The 21,742-nt window shown below is 40.3% G+C and carries 9 protein-coding genes and 1 pseudogene; 7 read left to right on the forward strand and 3 right to left on the reverse strand.

All coding sequences use genetic code 11. The features are described from left to right. Positions 1-216 precede the first annotated feature (216 nt). The 3 genes from HWQ44_RS19345 to HWQ44_RS19355 are packed head-to-tail and all read right to left on the reverse strand — an operon-like array spanning position 217 to position 4,360. Positions 217-594 carry a DUF1636 family protein gene (locus tag HWQ44_RS19345; RefSeq protein ID WP_292721787.1) on the reverse strand — a complete coding sequence of 126 codons (378 nt, stop codon included), beginning with the start codon at positions 592-594 and terminating at the stop codon, positions 217-219. Then, positions 591-1,586 carry an iron-siderophore ABC transporter substrate-binding protein gene (locus HWQ44_RS19350; protein WP_292721790.1) on the reverse strand — a complete coding sequence of 332 codons (996 nt, stop codon included), beginning with the start codon at positions 1,584-1,586 and terminating at the stop codon, positions 591-593. The genes HWQ44_RS19345 and HWQ44_RS19350 overlap by 4 nt, the downstream gene beginning before the upstream one ends. After that, positions 1,574-4,360, reverse strand: coding sequence for a TonB-dependent receptor (locus HWQ44_RS19355; RefSeq protein ID WP_292721792.1), 2,787 nt, complete (start codon positions 4,358-4,360; stop codon positions 1,574-1,576). Before HWQ44_RS19355 ends, HWQ44_RS19350 begins: the two co-directional genes overlap by 13 nt. A 912-nt stretch (positions 4,361-5,272) precedes the next feature. Here HWQ44_RS19355 and HWQ44_RS19360 point away from each other — a divergent pair. The 7 genes and pseudogenes from HWQ44_RS19360 to HWQ44_RS19390 all read left to right on the forward strand — a co-directional run. Further along, positions 5,273-6,085: a class I SAM-dependent methyltransferase gene (locus tag HWQ44_RS19360; RefSeq protein WP_292721794.1), complete on the forward strand. Its 813-nt coding sequence runs from the start codon at positions 5,273-5,275 to the stop codon at positions 6,083-6,085. A gap of 288 nt (positions 6,086-6,373) precedes the next feature. Beyond that, positions 6,374-7,258: a cupin-like domain-containing protein gene (locus HWQ44_RS19365; protein ID WP_292721797.1), complete on the forward strand. Its 885-nt coding sequence runs from the start codon at positions 6,374-6,376 to the stop codon at positions 7,256-7,258. Positions 7,259-7,311: 53 nt separating this feature from the next. Further along, the gene (locus HWQ44_RS19370) at positions 7,312-12,735 is read left to right on the forward strand and encodes a non-ribosomal peptide synthetase (RefSeq protein WP_292721799.1); all 5,424 of its coding nucleotides are present in this window, start codon (positions 7,312-7,314) and stop codon (positions 12,733-12,735) included. Beyond that, entirely contained in the window at positions 12,732-13,721 is a 990-nt protein-coding gene (locus HWQ44_RS19375; RefSeq protein WP_292721802.1) for a TauD/TfdA family dioxygenase, read from the forward strand. Before HWQ44_RS19370 ends, HWQ44_RS19375 begins: the two co-directional genes overlap by 4 nt. A 126-nt stretch (positions 13,722-13,847) precedes the next feature. Continuing rightward, positions 13,848-15,110 (forward strand): glycosyltransferase, encoded by a 1,263-nt coding sequence (locus HWQ44_RS19380; RefSeq protein WP_292721805.1) that lies wholly within the window; start codon positions 13,848-13,850, stop codon positions 15,108-15,110. A 129-nt stretch (positions 15,111-15,239) separates the two neighbouring features. Next, positions 15,240-17,240, forward strand: a complete 2,001-nt coding sequence (locus HWQ44_RS19385) for a carbamoyltransferase C-terminal domain-containing protein (RefSeq protein WP_292721808.1) — start codon at positions 15,240-15,242, stop codon at positions 17,238-17,240. A 121-nt stretch (positions 17,241-17,361) separates the two neighbouring features. Continuing rightward, positions 17,362-21,741 (forward strand): annotated as a pseudogene (locus HWQ44_RS19390) (type I polyketide synthase); the annotation flags it as partial. Position 21,742 lies beyond the last annotated feature (1 nt).

Raw genomic sequence — 21,742 nt, forward strand, 5'->3', positions numbered from 1 at the left:
ATCAGGTTTGGTTAAATACTTATAACATCTGTAGGTTGGATTGAGGAACGAAACCCAACGCTTAATCCTTGTTCATGTTGGGTTTCACTGCCGTTCAACCCAACCTACATTGATAAATTTTATTATAAGTAATCACCCGAACTTGATATAAGAGGAGGGAGTGTGGATGCAGAGAGACTGTACTTCATAACAGCAGGAAGTGCTGTATTACCAAAGCTATGATTTTACAGGCGGAATTTGTGCGAAAATCGCAGACTGTAAAAGCTCAGGAAGCTGTTCCCATCCTAAAACTCCTTTACGGCTTTTGATATACAATTGCATAAATTCTAATAATGCTGCTGGGCTGTCTTCTGGGGTAAGATTGAGAAAGAGATAGGTGGCTTTGTTATGGCTTGATACAGATACAACACAGCCTTTACTACAAGCCCATAAACATCCAACAGGCTGAATTTTAATTTCATCAGAAGGGAATTGTTCGACGCATAAAGTGTTTAGTCGATCAATTAAAGTAGCACCATCGAAAGGCGGGTTTTCTGGTCGTTCTTCAGATGAACGGTGGCAAGACTTGCAGACTAATAGCGTGTGTTTGGTCATTTGAATTCAGGGGTGTTGACGAGATATTTAAATAGATCATCAATTACTACATCAGTTCCAAGCATATTTGTCGCAGCCCATGACATAAAATCAACATAATAAACATGATTTTCTTGAACAGCCTTAAGGGTTTTCCAAAGTGGATCTCGTTGTTTCTCTTCCAGAAATTGATTGCCACCACTTGAATAAGTTGTCACAAATAAAATATCACCATCTGCTTTTTCTAATTCCTCTAGGGAAATAGGAAATGATCCATAGGGTGAATCCATATTTTGTGAAGCTGGACGCTGCAAAAGAGCATCGCTAAGAATGGAGCCAATGAATGAGTTTTTGGCGTCAATTGATATTCGCTCATTACCAACATATATAAATGATACTTTTTTGTCTTGATAGCGAGTTCCTAATGCTAGTTTTAGCTGTTGTATTCGTTGATAGTAGCGTTTCCAAAGAGCTTTCTCAACCTCTTCCTTTCCTAATGCTTCAGCCACAAAACTAAAATGATCTTCCCAGTTAGGATAATCGATTTTACCCAATACTGTAGGGGCAATTTTAGATAGTAGAGGATAAATTGGCTTGAACCAATCTACACCGACAATCAAATCTGGCTTAAGTAGTAATGTTGCTTCTAAATTTGGTTGAGAAAGTCCGACTAGTTTTATTCCCTCTGTTTTACCTTTAACGGATGTCAGAGAGTTTTTTTCCTGGTAAACTTCGTTGGTCGTTGCGATAGGTTGAATACCGAGTGCCAGGACATTGCCTAAAGTACATGAAGATAAGGTGATAACACGCTGGGGGTTAATGGGAACACAGGTTTCCCCCATTGTGTGCTTAACTATGCGACATTCTGCGGTTGGTTGTTTAGGTAAAGAGGATATATTTTCAGATGAGTGATGACTGCAAGCTGTAACTGTAACTACGCTAAATCCTAAGATGCCCAATAGTAGCCAGTAGGAAAGATGTCGCTTGATTGTCTCGATTATTAAAGCTGCCACGAAATAGTTCCTTGAACTGTAAAAGGCTGTCCATAACCAACACGACCGCCAAAATAGGTATTTTCAAAATACTCTACGTCAAATAAGTTTTTGAAGTTGAGTCCGACTCTAAATCTATCTCTGTTGTAGAAAATAGCTGCATCAGTCCGAACATAACTCGGTACATCGAAAGTATTTGGCAAATCTCCAGCGCGATCGCCCACAAAAAACAAACCAAAACCAAATCCTAACCCTTGTAAATCACCTTTTTGAATTTCGTAGGTTGTCCATACGTTGAAAGCATGGTCTGCGGTATTGGGTAAACGACTTCCAACTTCAAAAGTAGTATCCTCGGTAATTCGGGCATCAGTATAAGCATAGCCTGCAAGAATATTCCATCCTGGCAAAATTTCGCCTGTCACGCTCAGTTCAATCCCTCGGCTGTTCTGCTCACCTGTTTGGATTTGAAAATTTTGATCGTTGGGGTCAGTTACCAAAACATTGGTACGGGTCAAATCATAGAAAGCAAGCGTTGCCGAAAGTCGGTCGTTTAAATCTGCCTTTATACCAACCTCATACTGTCTACCCCGTTCTGGGTCAAAAGCTGTCGCCAAACTAGCGCCAAAGAGATATGTGCCTCTTGCTGGAGTAAATGAACTGATATAGCTGGCATACAGCGAAATCGCGGGGATGGGTTGATAAACAATTCCAAACCGAGGATTCAAGGCGCTATCTGACTGGCTACTTTCTGTATTAGAAGGAAAATCTTCAGAGTATTGCTTAAAACCATCAAACCGCGCACCCAACAGCAGCTTCAAATTTTCTGTTATGGCGATTTGATCTTGAAGATAAATTCCTAATGAATCTGTTGTTGTTTTATTGCTAGTTTCAAAATTAAACGCATCTCTTGGTTGACCGTAAACAGGATTAAATATATCAATGGATGCAGCATCAGCAGATGCAAATCTTGGTGTTGCGTTTATATAACGATTCAGATCAACTCCAAATAGAAGCTGATGCCGAATTGAACCTGTGGAAAACTTACCTACAACATTTGTTGTGATAATATAATTCGTGAGATATTGGTCAAATATCGAGAAAGAACGGCTAATAGTTCGGTTGTCTGCATCTAAACTTCCAGGTCTCGTTTGTGCGGCATAGTAACTGTTAAAACCATACCGAAAAGCATTGTTCAAAGACCAATTGTCGCTAAATTTATGTTCTAGCTGATATCCAATCCTTGTAGTTGATCCGTTTATTTCATCCGAAGGTTCAGTAAGGTTGCGATTACGGGGGATTTTACCGTTAGGGTTCGGAAATATAGTGCCAACAGTCGGTACACCAAATTCTATACCAGAATTTCTAGTCTCAATGTAGTCTGCGCTTAAAGTCAGCTTAGTTCTTTCGCCAATTACCACATCGATCACAGGTGATATATTGAAGTTTTCACTAGTGTAGGAATCGACAAAACTACCTGAATTTCTATAGGCTGTATTGAGCCGATACAATACGGTTTTTGAGTCATTTAACGGCCCAGAAAGATCAACTGCACCTCTGTAGAAACTATAGCTGCCAACGGTTGCATCAACAGCGTAAAAAGGCTCACTTAAAGGAGGTTTAGTGACGATGTTGATGCTTCCGCCCGGACTACCCAAGCCAAATAGTACGGATGCTGGGCCTCTGAGTACCTCAACTCGCTCAACATTGGCAAGTTCAACCGTGTCTCCAACCCCAGGATCGGGTAAACCATTCCTAAGCAAATTATTATCCGCTAGGGCAAATCCGCGAATTCTATAGAAAACAGATGGGCCACTGGTAAATTCTGGAGTTACACCAGCAACATTCCTGAGTGCATCGTCTAAGCGAGTAACCTGTTGGTCGCGCAATACTTGTTGTGGTACGACTTGAATCGATTGGGGAATATCACGCAGGGGGGTATCTGTTCGAGTCGCAGCTGAGGAGTTAGGTACGCGATACCCATCTTGCTCACCCGTCACCACCAACTCAATCGGCTGATCCTGCTGTGCTGCTGGTTCCTCTTGTGGTGTCTCAGTTGCTGGCTTCTGTGGTGTTACCGGTGGCTGCATCGCAGTTGCAGCAGTTGTCGTCACTCCAAAAATCAGACCTTCATCACCATCAAACAACTCAGCTTGTGGTAGTCCTGCCTCACCTACCACCATCACCTGGACAGTATTTGCATCCTGGTTGATGACTGTAATCTCAGTCACTCCCGCAAGTGGTTTTTCTGAACGAAATACGAAAGCTTCACCACTGGGTAAACGCAGTTGTGCGTTAGGAATATCAGCAATAAAGTTATTCCCCTGACTGCGATTTGTTATTTGCAGTTTTTCCCCAAGGGATGTCTCCAAAATTAACTCCACACCTTTTTCTGTGGGATTTACCTTGACTCCCGTGATTGGTATGACTTGTTGATCCCCATTTTTTTGTTCTGAGTTAGGGGGGGTAGTTGGTGTTGGTGACTGTACCAGCATTTGGGCGCTAGTAGCGGGAAGTTCGATCTCGCTTAGTTGCCGAATATTTTTACTTGTTTTATCCGACTTTGTTTTAAGGAGTTGGGATTTTTTGCTACTGGGAGCTAGTACTGGAGATTTGCTGTTCGCAAATTTTTTATCTGTAACTGCAACCTTCTCATCTAATGCAGATTTCCCTACCCTCTGGGTAGAAGATTTGCCTTGAACATCCTCTCGTACTTCCTCACCCTTAGCAGGAGTGTTTATAACAACAACAACCGCACCTGTTAGCAGCAGGCTTTGAAAAAATTTATCTAACTTCATTTATCCGCTTACACTCAATCACACTACTTGGTCGCACCCGAAGACACAATGACAATCTTTGAAAAGAATTGTCATTTAGGGTTAAGCTAGTTGAATCATATTATGAAGTGATGCAAGACACAAGATAATTAATAATCTTTTTTATTTAAAATGTATACCAGACAGTAATTATTCTTATAACCGTATGTTTGCTTGATATAAAATCAGAGATTGTACTAGTAGCCAAAATTACGTTCCAAACAAGTATTTTTCAAAGCCAAAATAGCCTTATTAATTACGGATTTGCCCCAAATAGGGCGAAAATGATAGTTGATATAGCCCTATGTAAAACTTAGATATCTGTTTTGAGATGAGATTTTAAAAAGTATATTGCTCGTCATCTTATAAACAAAATTACATAAGTAAAGCTAATACTTAAGTAGGTTTTGATAAAGACTATCTATAAAAACTCTCTTGCTAAAGCGACTTATTCTCGTTAATGTAATCAAGGATAAATAAAAATTACTTGCAATAACAAAGATAGCTAAAAATTATGCAAGCCGTTGAACCATGATACGAATCATGGGAACACAGATGAATGTCTCCGAAGTTTTGGGTAGTCGTTCATAATCCTTACTTAAAACGCCAACAACAATTAACCCGGATTTCTCACTTGCGAGAAATCCGGGTTGGAAAGAGAGATCCTGATTGCAACTAAATTAATTTCTCGATTGGGAGCAAAATTTCCTGTAGGTTTGTCAATGTTTGACTTTTTGGTGCAAATAATTATACTAAGTAAGCAAGCAGAAATGATTGAGCAGCGTTGAAAAAAGTTGAAGGATTATCTGAATAAGAGGCAGAAGCTTTTTTAGCTAATCTTAATGATAATTCTTAAATTATTCGATATTAAACTTTTACACAAAAAACAAACATATGTCTTTAGTCAAAAATGATGCAAATCACGAGCCTATTGCTTCTGTATTTAACTTACTTAGTTCAGATGCAGAGTTGGTGATCCCAGTTTTAGAAGAATTAATGTTAAAACATCTCTCTAAAAGAGCACATATTCTCGATATTGGTTGTTCTAACGGAAAGATAGTCCAACAGCTTCAAATCAGAGGTTATCAAACTACTGGGCTTGATGTTTCTGAGGAACTGTTGCGTTTTGCCCGAACAAATGCACCTGAAGGTGAATTCATCCTTGGTGATATACGTAACTTTAAGTCACCTCCCACCTATGATGCGGTTTATTCAAAAAACGTTTTCAGCTTCTTCCTGAATCTTGATGAATTGACAACTGTCTTTCAAAACGTATATGCAGCGATGCATGATAATGCTCTGTTTGTATTCAGCATGGCAAGTGCAGACATCACATCGCATGATGGTGAACCTCAAGATTCAGATCGTTTTAATGTCAAGGATCTTGGATCACATGACGGTGAACCTCAATTTTTAGAAGGTTATACTGTCAATGAGAAATTCGTTTATATTGAAAGATCCAAATACAATCCAGAAGAAAGGATACGGAAAATTGAAGTTACCACGTTTGAATTAATAAATGGAATTTGGAAGCGTTCAGACAGTACTGTACTAGAAAAAGATTATTTTTTATCAGAAATTAAATCGGCTTTAGAGAATGTGGGTTTCATAGAAATCAATGACTATAATAGCAAAGATTTTGGAGATGCTTACAAAACAGATGATCGGCTTTGCGTTGTTTGTCGTAAGCCATCCCTTTCGCAATAATAAATATAATTACAAAGTTACTATATAGTAAACCGGAATCAACGGATTTTGGGAAAACACATAGGCGATCGCGTAGAATAGCTGCTCAATTATAAGTATTGGGTTTGACTGGGAAAAGTGACTGATTATTAGACACATCTGTAATATTAACTTGGCGTAAAAAAAGGACATAAACCAAGAAATTACTTTGATAATTCATAAATGAATAAAAACCTAACATTCATTCTAGATGGCAATACCTATAAACAGTGTAAAACTTTCAATTAAAATAAGGAGATTGGAATTTATATGCAAATTCAAGCTAGTGAGTCAATTTTAAAAATTAAAAGGCCTAGTACAAAGCAATTTTCCGAGACATGTAAACAATTTCAGCCTTTTATTATTGAAGATGTTGCTCAACATTGGGGTGCTTGTCAGAATTGGTCTAATGATTATCTGATAAAACACTGTGGAGATAATATGGTTCCAGTAAGATTTTATCAAAAAGATTTTTGGTCAGATCATAAAAACTTTGCTAATGAAGATGGCTATGAGCCTAAAAAAGAAATTAAACTCAAGGAGTATATAAATAACCATCTAGAAGATCGTAATTTAGAATGTTATTTATCTGAGGCATATTTTGAAGAGCGTTTTCCGGAAATTGTTGGAGATGTAACTTATCCAGAATACTTGAACAGAAAGGCATTTGTTATATTATGGTATGGTTTTTCAAGTACAAAATTTTCTTCAACTACTAACCTTCACTTCGATCCACTACATAATATTTTTGCTCAAATCCGAGGGAGAAAAAGAATACTTTTATATCCGCCTTCAAATTATTTGTCATTCTATCCACCTCTTGAGAGTCCTTCTGGCGTAGGATTTAATAGTAAGGTAAATCCGGATCTATTAAATTTAGAATTATTTCCGAAGTTTCCTTGGCAAGAAAAAATAGAAGTTATACTTCAACCGGGAGAAATACTCTACATACCTCCTTTCTGGTGGCATCATATTACCGCAGTAGATAAGAATATATCATTATCATTTTGGTACGATCTGAAAATTCAAGATTTTTTCTGGCAAAAAAATATGTCGTCAGTTTTTTTTAATATTGCGCCTCATTATTTATCTCATACAATCTCTGCTGGAAAACTCAATTATTTTATGGAATTCTTTAAGAGTATGTTTGTTTAATTGATGTTCTTATAACAAAATGAGTTGCACATTGCGTTGAGTTGAAAATAGAAATGAATAAATTTTCTCATAGCTTCTTGGATATTATTGGCAACTTTTCTACAGTTGTCGAAGTACTGCGTTTAAGAAGCTCTACGCAGCCGGATAGAGATGCTTTTACCTTTTTGTTAGATGGGAAAACAGAACAAACAACACTAACATATCAAGAATTAGATAGGCGATCGCGTCAAATAGCTGCTCAATTACAAGCATTGGGTTTGGCTGGGGAACGCGCTTTACTACTTTATCCAGCCGGATTAGACTTTTTGGTTGCTTTTTTCGGTTGTTTATATGCCGGAGTTGTGGCTGTAACTGCATATCCCCCTAGAAATGAGCGCAACACACCGAGAATAAAAGCTATTTCTATAGATGCACAAGCAGCGATCGCTCTCACGACAACAGAAATCCTGCCGATAGTGCGGTCTTTAATGTCACAAAAGACTGACTTAGAATCCTTACAGTGGTTGACTACTGATAATCTTGCAGAGGGAATAGAAGATGCTTGGCAAGAACCCTCTATTGATCGAGATACCTTGGCTTTTCTGCAATACACCTCTGGCTCTACAGGGACACCTAAGGGTGTAATGATTAGTCATGGAAACCTACTGCACAATGCTGACACAACTTACCAATTTATGGAGCATTCTCCAGAAAGTAAGTTCGTGACGTGGTTGCCGATGTACCACGATATGGGTCTGATTGGGGGAATACTGCAACCTTTGTATGGAGGTTTTCCTTGCATCATCATGCCTCCAACTTCCTTTCTGCAACGTCCTTATCGTTGGTTGCAGGCTATATCTCACTACAAAGGTACAACTAGTGGTGGCCCTAACTTTGCCTATGAGTTATGTACTCAAAAAATTACTCCTGAACAAAAAGAAACTCTTGACTTGAGTAGTTGGAGTGTGGCATTTAACGGCGCGGAACCGATTCGTTATGATACTTTAGAGCGGTTTGCAGCAGCTTTTGCAGATTGTGGCTTCCGTAAAGAGGCATTCTACCCTTGTTACGGAATGGCTGAAACAACTCTGATGGTTTCTGGTGTGCAGAAGGCAACATCACCAATTATCAAAACAGTCCAAAAGTCTGCATTAGAATCCAATCGAGTAGTTGCATCATCTGTTAAAGATGAGGATGTTTATCATTTCGTCAGTTGTGGTCGAGTCATACCAGAATTGGAAGTGGCGATCGCTAACCCAGAAACACTCAGTAGTTGTAAACCTGGTGAAATTGGGGAAATCTGGGTATCTGGGCCGAGTGTTGGTCAAGGTTATTGGAATCGTCTTCAAGAGACAGCAGAAACTTTCCATGCTTACTTATCAGACACTAGTGTAGGCCCTTTTCTGCGGACGGGAGATTTAGGTTTTTTGCAGAATAGCGAGCTTTTCATTACAGGTAGAGCCAAAGATTTAATTATTATTCGAGGTAGAAATCTTTACCCACAAGATATAGAATTAACCGCAGAACGTAGTCATTCATCTTTACATTCCGGTGCTAGTGCAGCATTTACAGCCGAAGTTAACAACGAAGAACGGCTGGTAATCGTCCAAGAATTGAAGTTTCGCGCCAAGCCAAATTTAGAAGAAGTTATATCTGCAATTCGCCAAGCTGTTACTGAAGAACATGAAGTACAAGTTTATGCTGTGGTTTTGATTAAACCAGGTAGTATTCCCAAAACTTCTAGCGGTAAGATTCAACGACGTGCAACTCGTACTCAGTTTCAGAATGGTGAACTGAGTGTAGTTGTCAGTAACACTCTCAAAATTAGCAATATTGTCAGAGAAGAAACTCGATTACAGCGTTCTGAACTTTTGGCACTTTCTCCAAGAGAATGTCAACAGCTTTTAGAAACATATTTGATTGAACAAGAAGCGAGAGTACTTGCGATCGCACCAGATGATATTAGTCCTGAAGAACCATTAAGCGCTCTGGGACTTGATTCTTTAAAAGTGTTTGAGTTGAAAAACCGCATTGAGGCTGATTTAGAGGTAGAAATATCAGTAGCAGACTTCTTTGCAGGGATGAGTACGCGATCGCTCGTCACTAAGATTCTGGCTCAAATAACAACAGATGCGATCCCGTCAATATCCCTAACTCAACGAGAAAAAACTACATCCGTTCAGCCTCTATCTTTTGCCCAGCAGGGATTGTGGTTCATCAATCAGCTAAATCCTGATACTCCTACATATAATATTCCTATAGTTATTAGCTTAAAAGGTTGCATTAATTTAGTAGCCTTACAAGATAGTCTTAATGAAATTATTAACCGACACGAAGTATTACGAACAAGCTTTGCAGTGGTTGACGGACAACCAGCCCAAGTTATAAATCAACCTGCACCCTTAACTTTAGCGGTTGAAGATTTGCGTTTACTCTCAGAAAGAGAACGCACTCAAGAAGCACAACGTTTAGCTACAGAATTAGCACAGGAGCCGTTTGATTTATCTGCTCAATCACTTTTCCGTGCTAAAATTTTACAGTTAGATGATAAAAGTTATCAATTATTAGTCACTCTGCATCATATAATTGCAGATGGTTGGTCTATTGGTATTCTGCTCAAAGAACTAGCTGCATTATATGATGCATTCTCCACGGGCAAAGTCTGTCTGCATTCGCGCAGCGTGTCGCAGACAGACGCTACGCCAACACCACTACCTGAACTGCCTATTCAGTATAGAGATTTTGTCAATTGGCAACGACAATGCCTTGATGGCGAGAGCGCTACGCGCACACTACGCGATCGCATTCAACCAAAACTTACTTATTGGAAACAAAAGTTAAGTGGTGAACTGACTGTATTGAATTTACCAACTGACCGGCCGCGATCGCCAGTTCAAACATTCAAAGGCGCTCAAGCGAAATTAGTTCTTTCCCAAACTCTGACAAAAGAGCTAAAGAATTTCAGCCGTCATGCGGGAGTAACTCTGTTTATGACCTTGCTTACAGCCTTCAAAATCTTGCTGTATCGCTATACAGGTCAGACTGATATTTTAGTCGGTTCGCCAATCGCCAATCGTAACAGAGCAGAAGTTGAATTATTAATAGGACTTTTTGTCAATGTTTTAGTTCTGCGTACAGACCTTTCTGGCGACCTAAGTTTTCAGGAGTTACTAGCACGAGTGAAGTCTACAGCTTTAGAGGCTTATGTTCATCAAGACTTACCTTTTGAAAAGTTAGTAGAGGAGCTACAGCCAAATAGAGACTTGAGTTACAATCCACTATTTCAAGTGATGTTCGTTCTCCAGAATGTGCCAATATCAAATCCCAGACTGTCAGATGTCTCTGTTACTTATCAGGAGGGTTACAACGGGACATCAAAGTTTGATTTGACATTGTTTATGGAGGATTCCGAGCAAGGGTTAGTTACAACTTGCGAGTACAATACAGATTTATTTAATGCAGATACTATTACCCGGATGTTGGGACACTTCCAGACTTTATTGGGAAGCATAGTTAGCGATCCCCAACAACGGATTACAGATTTGCAATTACTTACGTCATCGGAAATCCAACAGTTATTAGTTGAGTGGAATAATACCAAAACAGAGTACCCGCAAGATAAGTGCATCCATGAGTTATTTGAGGCACAGGTAGAAAAAACACCTGAGGCAGTAGCAGTCGTCTTTGAAAACCAACAATTAACCTATCGCGAACTCAACGCCAAAGCAAATCAACTAGGGCATTATTTGCGATCGCTGGGAGTAAAACCAGAGGTATTGGTGGGGATTTGTATAGAGCGATCGCCTTTAATGGTAGTTGCAGTGTTAGGTATTTTAAAAGCTGGCGGAGCTTACTTACCTTTAGATACTGCACATCCCAAAGAGCGTTTAGCCTTCATTTTAGAAGACACTCAAAGTCCAGTACTGCTAACTCAGCAGAGGTTGATAGAGAAATTCCCAACTGATAACACTAAGGTAATTTGTCTAGACTCGAACTGGAAAAAAATTGCTCAAGAATCTTCAGAAAACCCTGTTTGCAAGACAGATGCCGCTAACCTAGCGTATGTTATCTATACTTCTGGCTCCACTGGCAAACCTAAAGGAACATTAATTCCTCATCAGGGATTACTCAATTACTTAAGTTGGGCTACTCAAGCATATACAGTTGAGCAAGGCAAAGGAACTACCGTTCACTCTTCTCTGGCCTTTGACTTAACTATCACAAGTCTGTTCACACCATTACTAGTTGGGCGTCAGGTAGAACTTATTCCTGAAGACCAAAGCATCGAATCTTTGGGAAATGCACTTCGTCAAGAGTCAAACTTGAGTCTCGTTAAAATCACACCAGCCGAACTCTTATTACTCTCTGGGCAATTATCGTCAAAAGAAGTAGCAGGTATCACTAGAGCTTTCATCATCGGAGGAGAAAACCTCTTGACAGAGAGCATCAGCTTCTGGAAGGCTTTTGCACCTGACACGATGTTGGTAAATGAATATGGCCCAACAGAAACTGTGGTGGGCTGTTGTATTTATCGAGTACCACAGGATGAAATTGAGTCAAGTTCAGTTCCTATTGGTCAACCGATCGCTAACACTCAGCTACATGTATTAGACCAATGTTACCAGCCAGTGCCGATTGGAGTTCCAGGTGAACTATATATTGGCGGTGCTGGTTTAGCGCGAGGTTATCTGAATCGACCAGAACTTACGGCTCTTAAATTCGTTCCAAATTCCTTTAGTCACGAGCCGGGAGCGCGATTGTACAAGACTGGGGACTTGGCTCGTTATCGTTCAGATGGAAATCTAGAGTTTTTGGGACGAATTGATCATCAAGTAAAAGTGCGTGGTTACCGGATTGAACTTGGAGAAATTGAGGGTTTATTAGGACAACATCCCAAAGTTCAAGAAGCAGTAGTGTTGATGCGGGAGGACTTACCAAAAAATCAGAGTTTGGTGGCTTATTTTGTTGCCAACACTGAGATAGCGCCTACCACCACTAATCTCCGAAACTTTCTTAAAGAAAAACTACCGGAATATATGCTGCCATCGGTATTCGTACAGCTAAAGGCGCTGCCATTAACGACGAATGGCAAAGTAGATCGTCGGGCATTACCAGTGCCAGATGGCGATCGCCCGGAGTTAGAAGAAGTTTATGTGGCTCCTCGTTCTGAGATGGAACGAGCGATCGCTACTGTTTGGCAAGAAGTGCTACATCTAGAAAAAGTGGGTGTCAATGACAACTTTTTTGACCTTGGCGGTCATTCACTATTAATGGTTCAGGTTAACAGCAAACTGCAAGAAGTTATTAACTGTAATATATCCATTATCGAAATGTTTCAGAATCCAACTATCAACTCATTAACACAATACTTTAATCAGAAACCAGAAAAACAGACTTTATTTCAACCAGTCCGCGACCGAGTAAATAAGCAAATGGAAGCGATTGAAAGGCGAAAAGAATTATTGATGAGTCAAAAGAGAAAAAAATTTAAATTATGACTAAAATGATAAATTTAGCAACAGTTGAAACTACCGATGCTAAAATAATTTTTAGCGCTCAAGGCGAAAACATCCTTAGCCTACCAACTCAAGAAATATTAGACCTGTTCAATTCATTTGGTCTTCTGCTTTTTCGAGGTTTTGGGGTGAATTATGAGCAAATGGTAGAATTTTCGGGAAAATTTAGTTCTAAATATGTCCGAGATCCTCAAAGACAAATTGTTGATTCACCAGACAAATTCATCCAATTAGTAGACAATGGAACTGACTATGTTCCTCCTCATTGTGAGAATGCAGTTAGTCCATTTCGTCCTGACGTTGTTTGGTTTTGTTGTGCTGTACCAGCAGCAGAAAATGGTGAAACTCTGTTCTGGGATGGTGTACAGGTTTGGAAAGAGTTAAGTGAACAGTCGAAACAACTATTTCTTTCCAAAAAGATCAAGTTTATGTTTGATTTTGATGTCGATAGCTGGAAGTTATTTTTTGGTTCAGATACCACTATTGATGATGCGAAGCGATCGTTATCTGAGTTGGAAGGAATAAATTACTTTATCAGAGATGATCAATCCATACATATGGAATATATTTGCTCATCTGTAGTAAAAACAAGAACTTCTGGGAAAGAAGCATTTGCTAATAGCATCATACCGTGGTATCAGAAACAAGGAACTTGGGAGAAGATAAAGTCCTCTTTACTAGATACGTATAGTAGCTCGGCTTTCGGAAAGTTTTTTGGCTCTCTGCCACAATTTTTGGTTACTTATTTACAAGCAAAACCCCAGACAGTAACCTTTGAAGATGGTTCACCGATTACTGATGTAGTTATCGATGAAATCAACACAATCATGAATAGATTGACTGGGGTGATACCGTGGCAGACTGGCGACATGGTAATGATTGATAATTCCAGATTTTTACATGGACGCAGAGCGTTTAAAGATACTCGCCGGCAAATTTACAGTCATCTAAGTTACCTGATAAACTAAAATAAATTGGATATTTTAATTGATATTTTTGTATTTAAAATAACATTAATACAAATTTTTCAGGTAAGCATTAGCACTGAAATGCTGCAATAAACTCTTAGAAAAAGGGAGTTAAGAAAACTGATTATGAAAATTACAATTGTGACATGGGGTTCATCTGGTGACATAGTACCTTATATTGCCTTATCTTTGGGGCTACAACATGCTGGTCATACCGTGCAACTGGCTACTTATAGTCAACATCAAGAAATAGTCAATAGTTATGGGATCAAGTGTGTTCCCATTGACTTAAATGTTAAAGAAATCGAATACCCAGAACTCTTTATCCACTCCACCTTGCGTACAATAATTTATCAAAGCAGGCTACTGCAACTGTATAAAGAAAAAGTTCTACCTGAGTGCTGGCGTATTTGCCAAGATACAGAGGCGATTATCTTTGGCTCAGACGCACATCCAATCTATGAGATTGTCGAAAAACTAGGTATACCCAGTTATTGTGCTTTTGCACAACCACTTCACCAAACGTATGCTTTTCCTCATCCATATATGCCATGTAGATTTGATTTGGGAGGAATCTATAATTGGCTGAGCTATCCATTCTTTGACCAACTTTCTTGGCAATTTTTTCGTAAGTCGCTCAATGAATGGCGAGGGAAAAGCTTGAATTTGTCTAGTCTCTCCCATTGGGTAGGTATAGTGCGTAGGATGCATCAGCAGCAAATACCCTGTCTTTACAGTTATAGTCCCTCTGTCCTGCCTAAACCATCTGATTGGCCTGATTGGATTCATGTCACTGGCTACTGGTTTTTAGACCGACCAGCAGATTGGCAAGCACCGACTAACCTAGTGAATTTTCTATCAGCTGGAACACCGCCAGTATACATCACCAATAACAAGAATTTGGATCTACTAACTAAGGAAGCAGTGATAGAAGTATTAGCGCTGACAGGACAGAGAATTATAGTGCAGAGTTTGGATGATGATGCCGAACTACCAGATGAGGTTTTCAATATAAAACAATGGATTCCTCATGAATGGTTGCTCCCACAAGTAGCAGCAATTGTGCATCATGGTGGTTGTGGAACAACAATGAGCAGCTTGCGTGCTGGTGTTCCTACAATTATTATTCCTAGTATCACCGACCAATTTTTCTGGGGGAATAGAGTAGCAAAGTTAGGTCTTGGACCAATATCAATTCTACGAAAGCAATTTTCAGCCAAAAGGCTTGCTGCTGCAATTTTAGCTGCCATCAGTGACAAAAAAATGCAGGATTGTGCAGCGGCTATGGGGAAACTAATTCAGGCAGAAAAGGGTGTAATGCTTGCTGTTGAAGCTTTTCATCATCATTTGCCCTCAAACCTAAAGCCGCTAACAACCTCCGTTTTTTGAAGCCTTTTATTAGAACTCGTGAATTAATAATATGGAAAGTAATCTTCAGAATTAACATATTCTTCAGATGCGGATAAATATCTAGCTCAACACAAATACAATAAAGTCAAATTCAGACAAGGATAAAAAATGCTAGTACTAGGAATTTCTGGAGGTCCAGAACTCATTAACGAGAATCTATATGGACTGGACGAGCCATATATTGGTCATGACTCAGCGAGCGTTTTGCTTGAGAATGGAAAAGTAATTTTTGGAATTGAGGAAGAAAGACTCAATAGAATAAAGCATACGAACATGTTTCCTGCTCAATCCTTGCATTCGTGCTTGAAGAGTCATGGTATACAACTCAAGGACATAGACTTAATTGCCTATTACTTTTCTAAAGAATGGGTTGAGTTATTCATGAAAAAACTTTTTTTGGCTAAAGCCCAAGTGCCAACGTTTCTTGAACCGATAACGTTATTTCAGGAGCTTCTACGCCAGACATTACACTCTGAAGTAGATCCGGATAAGCTTTGTTTTGTAAAACATCACTACGCACATGCAATGAGCACGTTCATACTTTCTGGTTATGAAAACAGCCTCATTACTACATTTGATGGATTAGGGGAAGAGTCTTCTGTTGTGGTCTTCAAAGGAGAAGGGTCGAAGCTTGAGCAGATAACCGACTTTCCAGAATCAAAATCTCTTGGCTTGTTCTATGATGATGTTATACCTTTTTTGGGATATACTTTCTTCGACGAATATAAAGTGATGGGACTAGCTCCTTACGGAGAGTCGGGAAGATATAGAAATTTATTCAAAACATTCTATACATTACTGCCGAACGGAGATTATGTTATTCACACAGATCAGATTATCTCACTCTTTGATTTAGGAATGCCGCGCAGAAAAGGAGAGCCGTTCACACAAGTCCATAAGGATATTGCTGCTTCTCTCCAGGAAGCCTTGGAAGATATAGCGTTTCATGTAATTCAATATTACAGACAGGAAACCAAACAGAAAAATCTATGTCTAGCTGGAGGAGTAGCTCACAATTGTACTCTCAACGGAAAAATATTGCGCTCCGGAATGTTTGAAAATGTATTTGTTCAACCAGCGGCTCATGATGCTGGCTGTGCGTTAGGTGCTGCTTTGTATGCTTACTATAAGGCTAAACCAATGGCTCCGAAGCCTTCCAAACTGGAGCATGTTTACTGGGGAACAGATATTGGAAGCGCACCTTCAGTATTGAGCCAATTGAGGCAATGGCAAGATTTTATTGCTATCGAAGAATTGATGGATGTCTCTGGAAAGACGGCAGAGTTGTTAGCAAATGATTATGTTGTGGGATGGGTACAAGGTCGCTCCGAGTTTGGACCTAGAGCTTTGGGGAACAGAAGTATTCTTGCAGATCCTCGACCGGATGAAAACAAAGTCCGTATTAACAAAATGATCAAGAAGCGGGAAGGCTACAGACCATTCGCCCCTTCTGTTTTAGAAGAGGATGTTGATGATTATTTTGAAGTTCCGCCTAATCAAAAACAGCTTCCGTTCATGATATTTGTGGTTAATGTTAAAGAAGATAAACGCAATCTTCTAGGTGCGGTAACCCATGTTGATGGCACAGCAAGGATACAAACTGTATCACGGAAAACAAACGAAAGATATTGGGATTTAATTCACTCATTTAAAAAGTTAACAGGTGTTCCTGTTTTACTGAACACATCATTTAATAACAATGTTGAGCCAATTGTAGATTCTGTTGAAGATGCAATAGTTTGCTTTTTAACAACGGAACTGGACTATCTCGTGGTTGGAGAATATTTGATTAAGAAAAAGGAGGTCTCTTGGCGGAATTATTTGTCTTTTAAACTTTCACTTCCCCCTTATTTTTCGTTACACCAAGATAAGAAGTTTAATTCAGATGGAAATTTAAGTAATTTCTACTATATCAGTAATAGCTACAATTTTGAGTTTCAGATAGGAGTATCAGCAGAAGTATTTAGTATCTTGACATCAGTAACCAGTGAGGAGACTGTGGAAAACATCCTTCAGAACAATGATAAAGTTGAAGAAGTAAAAGCTCAAGAAATTGTTCATGAGCTTATGGAATTATGGTCGCAGCGTTTGATTCTCCTCCGACCATAAGTAAACTCCACATTTGATCGGGTTGCAGGTCGAATAAGACGCTTTTGACCTGCCATCTATGCACAATTGATCAAGCAAGAGAAAAAAACAAATGATGGGTAGCTCACAAACATCTGAATCAATGGAAGCCATTGCCATCATTGGTATAGCAGGGCGTTTTCCAGGTGCCAAAAGTCTTGAGGAATTCTGGCAGAATTTACAATCTGGTGTAGAGTCGATTTCCGTATTCACAGATGAAGAGGCAATTGCTGATGGAATAGACCGTGTTATATTAAATGATCGCAATTATGTAAAAGCCAGTGCCATATTAAAAGATATAGATTTATTTGACGCTTCATTTTTTAGTTTTAATCCCAAAGAAGCAGAAATTACTGACCCCCAACACCGAATTTTTTTAGAGTGTGCATCTGTTGCATTGGAAAATGCTGGCTATGATTCTAATAGATGTGACAGTCGCATTGGAGTTTATGCTGGTGCTAGCCTCAATAACTATTATTCATTAGATTTAAACCGCGATCGCCTGGGTTCAGCCCAATGCTACCAAACAGTAATTGGTAACGATAAAGATTTCCTCACAACTCGTGTTTCTTATAAATTAAATCTCACCGGCCCAAGCATTACAGTCCAAACAGCTTGCTCCACCTCATTAGTTGCAACCACACTTGCTTGTCAAAGTTTGTTGAATTATCAATGCGACATGGCTTTGGCTGGTGGGGTTTCTATCCACGTACCCCAAAAAACGGGTTATCTGTACGAACCCGGAGGCACATTATCGCCTGATGGTCACTGTCGTGCTTTTGATGCCAAAGCACAGGGAACAACTATTGGTAATGGTGTAGGAATTGTTGTCCTGAAGCGATTGAGCGATGCTCTAGCAGATGGTGATTGCATCCATGCTGTAATTAGAGGTTCAGCTATTAATAATGATGGCTCTGGTAAAGTTGGCTACACAGCGCCTAGCGTCAATGGTCAAGCAGAGGTAATTGCCGAAGCGATGATGTTGGCGGGAGTTGAGCCTGAGACAATCAACTATATTGAAGCTCATGGCACTGGTACAGCTTTAGGCGATCCCATTGAAATTGCTGCACTCTCTCAAGTCTTTCGTAGCAATACCACCAAAAAAGGCTTTTGTGCGATCGCTTCAGTGAAGACAAACATCGGTCATTTAGACGCAGCAGCTGGGATTGCCGGACTGATTAAAACAGTTCTAGCCCTGAAACATCAGCAGATACCACCCAGCTTAAATTTTGAGCAACCCAATCCCCAAATTGATTTTGCCAACAGCCCTTTTTATGTGAATACAACCCTCACAGAATGGAAAGCGGGAAGTACCCCTCGGCGTGCTGGTGTGAGTTCTTTGGGCATTGGTGGGACTAATGCTCATGTGATTCTAGAAGAAGCGCCAGTGCTGGAACAGTCTAGTTCTTCTCGTCCCTGGCAATTGTTGGTACTTTCTGCCAAAACTGACTCGGCTCTAGAAACTGCAACAGAAAATCTGGCTAATCACCTCCAGCTACATCCCGATGTGAACTTAGCGGATGTTGCCCATACCCTGCAAGTGGGGCGTGGTGAATTTAATCATCGTCGCGTGCTGGTGTGCCAAGATATCGAGGATGCAGCCAGCGCCTTACGAGATCCGCAAAGAGTTTTCACTCGCTTAGTTGAAAGTGGCGATCGCCCCATTGTCTTCATGTTCCCTGGACAAGGCGCTCAGTATGTGGATATGGGTAAAGAACTATACCAGACTGAGCCGATTTTTCAAGAACAGGTGGATTTGTGCTGTCAATTGCTGCAACCTTATTTGGGGTTGGATTTGCGTTCGCTAATTTATCCCAACGAGTTGGAGTCAAAAACCGCAGCCGAAAAACTGCAACAAACTGACATCACTCAACCAGCTTTGTTTGTCATAGAATACGCTTTAGCTCAATTGTGGATGTCGTGGGGGATTTCTCCCCAGGCGATGATTGGTCATAGCATTGGGGAATATGTTGCTGCCTGTTTAGCTGGTGTAATGTCTGTTGAAGATGCCTTAAGACTGGTAGCTGCTCGTGGGCGACTGATGCAACAACTTCCATCTGGTGCTATGCTCTCTGTCCCCCTGCCAGAAGCGGAAGTTAGAGGTTTACTGAATGAAAATTTATCCTTAGCTGCTAGTAATGCACCAGCCTTATGTGTGGTATCGGGAACTGATGATGCTATAGATGCATTGCAAAACCAGCTTCAAGGGATAGAATGTCGGCGTTTGCATACCTCCCACGCTTTTCATTCTGCGATGATGGAACCCATCTTGGAGCCATTCGAGAAGGAAGTCAGCAAAGTCAAACTAAATCCCCCGAAAATTCCCTTTATTTCCAATGTTACGGGCACTTGGATTACGGCAGAGCAAGCCACAGATCCAAATTATTGGGCGAAACATTTACGCTCCTGTGTTCACTTTTCGGAAGGAATCTCTGCATTACTGCAAGAGCCAAATCGCATCCTGCTAGAGGTTGGGCCTGGACATACTTTATCTACCTTCGCCAAAAAGCATTCAGAACCGATCGCATTATCTTCATTACGACATCCTCAAGAAAAACACTCAGATGTAGGGTTCTTATTGAACACATTAGGCAAGCTTTGGCTATCTGGAGTAAATGTGGATTGGTCGGGATTTTATGCTCATGAGCGCCGTCATCGTCTTCCCTTACCAACATACCCCTTCGAGCGCCAGCGTTACTGGATTCATGACCAAAAACCAGCAGCAACTGTCAAGACAAATGTACAGACGCCTGTCACCTCTCTACCAGGTAAAAAGTCAGATATTGCCAACTGGTTCTACGTCCCATCATGGAAACGCTCTCCACTACCCGAAAAGCCCAAAAGTGAAAAATCGGTTTTGGCTTGCACTCTGGTGTTTACCGATGAGTGCGGATTGGGTGAAGAATTAGTGAAACGATTGAAACTGCAAGGTCGAGATGCGATCGCACTCAGCGTCGGATCAGAGTTGAGAAAACTAAGCGATCGCCACTACACTTTAAATCCCCAACAACGAGATGACTATGATGCTTTGCTCAAAGAACTTCTAGCAGAAAACAAATTCCCAAACACAATTGTGCATTTATGGAATGTCACCCCGATTGGTAACACAGAATCAGCAGTTGGCAAAGCAGAAGATTTAGGATTTTACAGTCTGCTATATCTCGCTCAGGCACTTGGAAAACATCATTTTAGCGAGCAACTGCAAATAGCCGTCATCTCCAACAACATGCAGGAAGTGACTGGAGATGAAATTCTTTGTCCTGAAAAGGCAACTATTCTTGGGCCTGTAAAGGTCATACCAAAAGAGTATTTAAATATCAGTTGTCGCAGTATTGATATTGTTAGTCCCTCAAACCAATCTTGGCATCAAGAGAAACTGATAGACCAGTTGCTCAGTGAATTACAAACACAATCTTCTGACTCAGTTATCGCCTACCGAGGAAATCATCGCTGGGTACAACAATTTGAACCTGTTTCCTTAGAGCCAGCATCTGCAAAAATACCAAAACTACAAGAAAAAGGCGTATATTTAGTCACTGGTGGATTGGGAGGCATTGGATTGGTGCTGGCGGAGCATCTAGCGAAGACTGTAAAAGCAAAATTGCTGCTCACAGGACGTTCATCATTTCCAGCAAAAGACAAATGGTCAGAGTGGCTGAAGGCTCATGGTGAGCAAGATAGTATTAGCCGCAAGATTCAAAAACTCCAAACACTCGAACAGTTGGGTGCAGAAATTTTGGTGGTGAGTGCTGATGTCACTGATCGGGAACAAATGCTTGGGGCGATCGCTCAGGCGCAGGAGCATTTTGGTAAGTTCAATGGTGTAATTCACGCCGCTGGGATTCCAGGAGGTGGAATCATTCAGCTAAAAACGGCGGAAATGACAGCAAATGTTCTGGCTCCTAAAGTCAAGGGAACGCTAGTTATTAATAGTATTTTTCAGGATACTCAGCTAGATTTCTTGGTTTTGTGTTCCTCAATGACTGCCATTGAAGGAGAATTAGGACAGGTAGATTATGCCAGTGCTAATGCTTTTCTTGACGCTTTTGCTCACTATAAGAGTAATCGAGATGGCATATTTACTACATCTATTAACTGGTCTGCTTGGCAGGAAGTTGGTATGGCAGCCGCAGCCGCAAATCTATTAACCCCATCCCTAGAGATTGCCAAACCTCAATTTCAAGCAGTAAACCATCCATTATTTGAGCAATGCATAGTGGAGAGTTCAGAGCAAGAAATATATATCTCGAAGTTTAGCGTCATCAAACACTGGGTTTTGAATGAACACATAGTCATGGAAAAGGCGACACTTCCAGGAACAGCTTACCTGGAAATGGCTAGGGCTGCTTTTGAAAAGCATAGCGAAAATCGCCCAATAGAAATCAGTGAAGTGTATTTTCTCACGCCCTTAGTGGTAGAAGCTGATGAAGAAAAAGAAGTTCGGACACTGTTGAAAAAGCAGGGAGATAAATTTGAATTCTCTA

This window comes from Nostoc sp. JL34 (assembly GCF_017114945.1).
Classification (GTDB): Bacteria; Cyanobacteriota; Cyanobacteriia; order Cyanobacteriales; family Nostocaceae; genus Nostoc.

What these genes read in the sequence shown, in the direction of transcription:
- HWQ44_RS19345 (WP_292721787.1), bottom strand. Translation starts at nt 594, where the DNA reads ATGACCAAACACACGCTATTAGTCTGCAAGTCTTGCCACCGTTCATCT.
- HWQ44_RS19355 (WP_292721792.1), bottom strand. Translation starts at nt 4,360, where the DNA reads ATGAAGTTAGATAAATTTTTTCAAAGCCTGCTGCTAACAGGTGCGGTT.
- HWQ44_RS19360 (WP_292721794.1), top strand. Translation starts at nt 5,273, where the DNA reads ATGTCTTTAGTCAAAAATGATGCAAATCACGAGCCTATTGCTTCTGTA.
- HWQ44_RS19365 (WP_292721797.1), top strand. Translation starts at nt 6,374, where the DNA reads ATGCAAATTCAAGCTAGTGAGTCAATTTTAAAAATTAAAAGGCCTAGT.
- HWQ44_RS19370 (WP_292721799.1), top strand. Translation starts at nt 7,312, where the DNA reads ATGAATAAATTTTCTCATAGCTTCTTGGATATTATTGGCAACTTTTCT.
- HWQ44_RS19375 (WP_292721802.1), top strand. Translation starts at nt 12,732, where the DNA reads ATGACTAAAATGATAAATTTAGCAACAGTTGAAACTACCGATGCTAAA.
- HWQ44_RS19380 (WP_292721805.1), top strand. Translation starts at nt 13,848, where the DNA reads ATGAAAATTACAATTGTGACATGGGGTTCATCTGGTGACATAGTACCT.
- HWQ44_RS19385 (WP_292721808.1), top strand. Translation starts at nt 15,240, where the DNA reads ATGCTAGTACTAGGAATTTCTGGAGGTCCAGAACTCATTAACGAGAAT.